Source organism: Chryseobacterium sp. (genome assembly GCF_022712095.1).
In the GTDB taxonomy this organism is placed as follows: Bacteria; Bacteroidota; Bacteroidia; order Flavobacteriales; family Weeksellaceae; genus Chryseobacterium.
Genome location: NZ_JALAHD010000255.1, coordinates 1 through 5,779 on the forward strand (window position 1 = coordinate 1; position 5,779 = coordinate 5,779).

Annotated in this window: 5 protein-coding genes; all 5 read right to left on the bottom strand. The window is 35.6% G+C overall.

The window, feature by feature from the left end; translation table 11 throughout:
• Positions 1 to 74 precede the first annotated feature (74 nt).
• The 5 genes from Q0A18_RS13150 to Q0A18_RS13170 all read right to left on the bottom strand — a co-directional run bounded on the left by Q0A18_RS13150 (position 75) and on the right by Q0A18_RS13170 (position 5,693).
• The gene (locus Q0A18_RS13150) at positions 75 to 830 is read right to left on the bottom strand and encodes an SDR family oxidoreductase (protein ID WP_292010610.1); all 756 of its coding nucleotides are present in this window, start codon (positions 828 to 830) and stop codon (positions 75 to 77) included.
• Between the two features lie 78 nt (positions 831 to 908).
• A complete protein-coding gene (locus tag Q0A18_RS13155) occupies positions 909 to 1,286 on the bottom strand; it encodes an AraC family transcriptional regulator (RefSeq protein WP_363315993.1) in 378 nt (125 codons plus the stop codon).
• Positions 1,287 to 1,414: 128 nt separating this feature from the next.
• Entirely contained in the window at positions 1,415 to 4,243 is a 2,829-nt protein-coding gene (gene polA, locus Q0A18_RS13160; RefSeq protein WP_292010612.1) for a DNA polymerase I, read from the bottom strand.
• A gap of 190 nt (positions 4,244 to 4,433) precedes the next feature.
• A complete protein-coding gene (locus Q0A18_RS13165) occupies positions 4,434 to 4,868 on the bottom strand; it encodes a hypothetical protein (RefSeq protein WP_292010613.1) in 435 nt (144 codons plus the stop codon).
• 24 nt (positions 4,869 to 4,892) lie between these two features.
• The gene (locus tag Q0A18_RS13170) at positions 4,893 to 5,693 is read right to left on the bottom strand and encodes a hypothetical protein (RefSeq protein WP_292010614.1); all 801 of its coding nucleotides are present in this window, start codon (positions 5,691 to 5,693) and stop codon (positions 4,893 to 4,895) included.
• Positions 5,694 to 5,779: the final 86 nt, after the last annotated feature.

Consider the following 5,779-nt stretch of genomic DNA (forward strand, 5'->3'; position numbering starts at 1 on the left):
AGGTATTTCTTCCTAGTTTATATAAAAATGAACTGTTTCAACGTATTGAAACAGTTCATTTTTTTCTTAATTAATCATCTCGTAGTATATCCACCATTCGCAAAAATCGTCTGCCCGGTAATCCACCATCCGTCTGTCACCAGGAACTCTACCAGGGGAGCAATATCTTTAATATCCGTCAATCCACCAAGTGCAGAAGCCGATTTATGATAGGCTACAGCATCTTCACCTTCCTGCCCATAGAAGAAAGGTGTATCCATTGGACCTGGCGCTACAGCTGTCACAGAAATCCCCCTATTTCCAAATTCTTTGGAAGCCATTCTTGTAAAATGTTCCACCGGAGCTTTAGCACCGGCATAGGTAGAATATAATCCTGTATAGGCTGCTAGCAATGATGTAACAATGGTACATATCTTTCCGTGATCATTAAGATATTTTCCTGCTTCCTGAATAAAAAAATAAGCTACTTTTGAATTGATATTAAACATGGTATCATATTCTTCTTCGGTAGTTTCTAAAAAAGGCTTTTTCAAGACCATCCCCACTGTATTGACTGCGATATCAATACCTCCAAATTGACTTTTTGTCTCTTCAAAAAGCTTTTTAATATTCTCTACTTTAGTAAGATCAGCCTGAAAAAGAAATGCTTCACCTCCGGCACTCTGAATATCAGAAAGTGTTTTTTCAGCGTCAGCTTTTGTACTGTCACTGTTATAATGAATACTTACTCTGGCTCCTTTTGCTGCAAAATCCCTGCTGAGCAGACCTCCTAAGTTTTTTGCTCCTCCTGCAACCAATACTACTTTTCCTTTTAAATCATTTTTTGACATAATTTCTGTTCATTTTAATAATTGATCAACAAATTTCCAAAATGAACAAAAAAAAAGTATGGTGAATATTTCGGAAAATCAGCTCCTGTTTTTTTGTCTCCATATATTAGGAGTATCTCCAACGATTTTCTTAAAAAATTTTGAAAAATTAGAAGGATCATAAGTAAAAGTTCTGGCAATCTCAGAGACAGAAAGGTCTGTGTCCCTCAGTAACCCCTGTACCTGACTGATAATTTTCATATCATAGAAATGACAGGGATGATTACCTGTTTCTTTCTGTACTGTATCCGTAAGGTGCTTGTGGGAAATACACAACTTATCGGCAATCTCGCTCAGCTTCATAAAATCCAGAGTTTTCCCTGTTATAACCTCATCAATGTGATGATCGAGAAAGTCCATATATTGTTTTGTTATCTCTTCTCCTCTCGAAATATTTTTTTGTGTGTTTTTGTACATATGCATAGTTAATCAAGTGAATTTACAATTTTTTTGGAATTCTATAGATTAAAGCTATGCTGGTCATCCATAAAAAGACCTCCGGAGTTTACTATTCCGGAGGTCTTTTTTATTTTTTAATAATAATTCTAGTGAGCTTCCAGCCAGTTATTTCCGACTCCTACTTCTACCAATAAAGGGACCTGAGTTTCTAATGCTCCTTCCATTTCAGTTTTGATAAGAGCAGATGCCAATTCTATTTCCTCCACAGGAGATTCAAATACCAATTCGTCATGTACCTGCAAAAGCATTTTGGTTTTTAGCTGCTGAGTGTCCAGTTCCTGATCTATCTTGATCATGGCAATTTTAATAATATCGGCAGCACTTCCTTGGATTGGAGCATTAACAGCATTTCTTTCTGCATGTCCTCTTACTACAAAATTACCGGAATTGATATCTTTTAAATGGCGTTTTCTACCAAGAATAGTTTCTACATATCCTAACTGACGGGCTTTATTAACCTGCTCTGCCATATATTCTTTAAGCTTCGGATAGGTTTGAAAATAGGCATCGATCATCTGCTTAGCCTCTGTTCTTGAAAGCCCTGTCTGTTCTGCTAAAGCAAAAGCTCCCTGCCCGTAAATAATTCCAAAATTTACCGTTTTAGCCTGGCTTCTCTGGGTTTTGGAAACATCTTCCAATGAAATCTTAAATAATTTCGCAGCAGTAGAAGCATGAATGTCTTCACCGTTCTGGAAAGCCTTAATCATATTTTCTTCTCCGGATATTTCTGCAATTAAACGAAGTTCAATCTGTGAATAATCCGCTGAAATTATTTTTTTTCCTTCTCCTGAAACAAAGGCTCCACGAATCTGTTGCCCTCTTAAGGTACGGATCGGGATATTCTGTAAATTAGGGTTTACACTTGCCAGACGTCCAGTCGCTGCAGTAGTTTGGGAAAAATTAGTATGGACCCTGTTATCTGTTTTTTCAATCTGAGAAGGCAGTGCATCTACATAGGTAGATTTCAGCTTCTGATAAGTTCTGTATTCCAGGATATGCTTAATGATTTCATGCTTGGAAGCTAATTTCTGTAATACATCTTCCGAAGTCGCATACTGGCCTGTTTTGGTTTTCTTCGCCTTTGGATCCAGCTGCATTTTTTCAAAAAGGATTTCCCCTAGCTGTCTTGGAGAGTTCATATTAAATTCTTCTCCTGATAATTCAAAAATTTTCTTTTCAAGTTCTTTCAAATCATTTTCCAGATCTATACTTTCTTTAGCCAGCCACTGCTCATCTAGTGAAATTCCTGCAAGCTCCATTTTAGCCAACACTTCCATCAGTGGCATTTCTATTTTATAAAAAAGCTCTTCCAGATTTTCTTTTTTCAGCTGTGGAGCAAATAGTTCATATAACTGGAATGTAATATCTGCATCTTCTGCTGCATAATCAGTTTGAGTTCTTAAATCCGCATCACGAAAATTACCCTGGTTTTTTCCTTTTTTTCCAATAATGGTTTCAATGGATACCGGTTTATAATTCAGATAAACCTCCGAAAGATAATCCATTCCATGTCTTCCATCCGGATTCAGTAGATAATGGGCAATCATAGTATCAAACATGGCTCCTTTTACCGTAATATCATATTGCTTGAGTATTTTATAATCAAACTTAAGATTATGGGCTACTTTAAGAACGTCTTCTTTTTCAAAGAAGGGCCTGAAAATTTCCAGCGTCTGAAGCACTTCTCCTCTATCTTCTGATAGCGGGATATAGTAAGCCAATCCTTTTTTATAGGAAAAACTCATTCCCACCAGCTCTGCTTCCAGCTCATTCAGAGAAGTGGTTTCCGTATCAAAACAAACGACCCTCTGTTTTAAAAGATTATTCACCAAAGCTTTCTGAGCCTTAGGATTATTAATAAACTGGTACAAATGATCATTTTCAGCAATGCTCGATTTTGTAGAAGTAGCCTGATCCAGTTCTTCAAAATTGGCAAATAAATCCAACTGGGTAACCTGGCCTTTGACCTGTGTTCCTGAAGGGGTCTGTTTTACTTCAACCTGGCTAATAACAACAGTTTCTGTAGGTGCAAAAGCTCTGTAAAGATTTTCGTATAGTCTTCTGAATTCTATTTCATCAAAAACTTCTTTCACTTTTTCGAAATCCGGAGTTTCCAGATCATATTGTTCCTGATGGAACTCGATAGGCACATCACAAATAATCGTCGCGAGCTTTTTGGATAGAATCCCTCTTTCCGCCGAAGCTTCTACCTTTTCTTTTAATTTTCCTTTTAACTGATCTGTATTGGCTAAAAGGTTCTCGATACTTCCATATTCCTTCAGGAACTTCATGGCTGTCTTTTCTCCTACACCTTCCAGCCCCGGAATATTATCAACAGCATCACCCATCATCGCCAGAAAGTCGATTACCTGCTTAGGATCTTCAATTTCATATTTGGCTTTTATTTCTTCTACTCCAAGAATTTCTACATCACCACCTTTTAATCCCGGTTTGTAGATTTTAATTTTATCGGTTACCAACTGGGCAAAATCTTTATCCGGTGTTACCATAAAAGTGGTATATCCTTCTTTTTCCGCTTTACAGGCAATAGTTCCTATTACATCATCCGCTTCATAGCCTTCCACTCCCAAAATAGGAATATGCATAGCTTCCAGAATTTTATGGATATAGGGTACGGCAATCTTAATAGCTTCGGGAGTTTCGCTTCTGTTGGCTTTATAATCAGCAAAATCATCTGTCCTTACACTTGCCTGTCCTACATCGAAAACTACGGCAAGATGGGTTGGTTTTTCTCTTCTGATCAGTTCAATCAGAGAGTTGGTAAATCCAAAAATTGCAGATGTGTCTAATCCTTTACTGGTAAGCCTAGGGTTTCTGATCAATGCATAATATCCTCTGAAAATCATAGCATAAGCATCGATCAAAAATAACCTTTTATCTTGTGTTGCGTCCATAAATTCTATAATGAACAAATATAAGAAAATAGGAATATTTCTGGTCTACATTTTAAGACAGGAATTTAAAATCGGATAGATAGATCCTTTGCTTACCCTAATGGAAGTCACCTGTTCTAAGGTTTATTACAAGAATAAATAAAAATTATATTGGTATGTGTCACTAAAGCTATTCAGAGCACGCTTCTATTTAACAATCATGATTTTCATAATTGACTTCATCCAGTTTATTCTGATAGGTTTCCGAATCTTTTTTATTTATATTTTCCTGTTTTAAAAACACAGGCAGCTGTCTCTTCCCATCCGGGCTTATCCAGGTTCCTTTCAAAGTATTTTCTTCTTTCTTAAGAATCATTAATCCTGTAAAGCCATATTCCACCATGGCATATTCATCTTTATCACTTCTTGAAATATCTAATTGCAACCATTTACTGACTTTATCATATTTATACATTGCCATATAAAAAGGATCTCCGCCACAGCCATTTTGCTGAGCCTGTAAATATAAGGTTACGGGCATTTTCCGATCTATCAGCCCTTTATACAAAAAAGATTGTTGCTCCTGTGCGTTTATAAACAAAACAGAGATCGTAAAAAAGCTTAGAAAAAAAAGTTTTTTCAACATGAAGGAATATTTTAAAATGAGTTTTTATCTGAATTTTTTCTTTCTCGTTAAGAAATAAACCCAAACTCCATATACTAGGAAAGCTCCTAATAAGAAAGGGAGCACAAAAGCAAAACTAAGGTCCTTCCAGATTAGCTTTCCAAAACTTTTATATTTTATATAAGCTTCGACTACGCTTCCGACTAAAACAATAAAAATAAACAATAGAATAATAGTTCCAATCGTTATCATTTTAGGACTCATCTTATCAATGAGACTATATTTAATGGGTTCGGTTTTCACCACATATTCACCAAAATGAGGAAATTTCCGGTCTTCCATCTTGGCATCTACCTGTTTTTTATTAAAATGCTGCTTGATATAAGGCAGCAGATACTTGAATAATTTATCAATTTCTTCTACATCTTGTTCTGTAGAAAAAGGAGTAAACCCTCCATGTCCTACTCTTATTTTAATCTTTTCATTATTGGTTATAAAGGTTAAGTATCTAAAATTAGTCTGTCCCGTATTTTTTATCATTTTGAGATCTTTCAAGGGAATTTTCCAATTATCTTTCCCGTGTTTGATTGTAAGCTGATCATTAAAAATCTCCACCTCCCAATCTTTGTTCTTAATAAATTTCATAAGAATTCTGAGAATCAGAAAACTTAATCCAATAGTAACCCCTGCAAAGGCTAAAGTTTTTGCCAAAAAGTATTCTCCATAGTTTTTTAACACCATAAAGAATACAGGAAACAAGCAGATAATAATAACTCCTGTAATAATTGAGATCCTGATTTCTGTCTGATAACTGATCCCTTTAAAGGCAAATTTCTTATTCTTCATTTTAAAATGATATAATCCTTGTGATTAATCCGCTTCAATATTACCAAAAATTTTTCTGTAATCCTCTTTATTAAACAGAGAAAGTC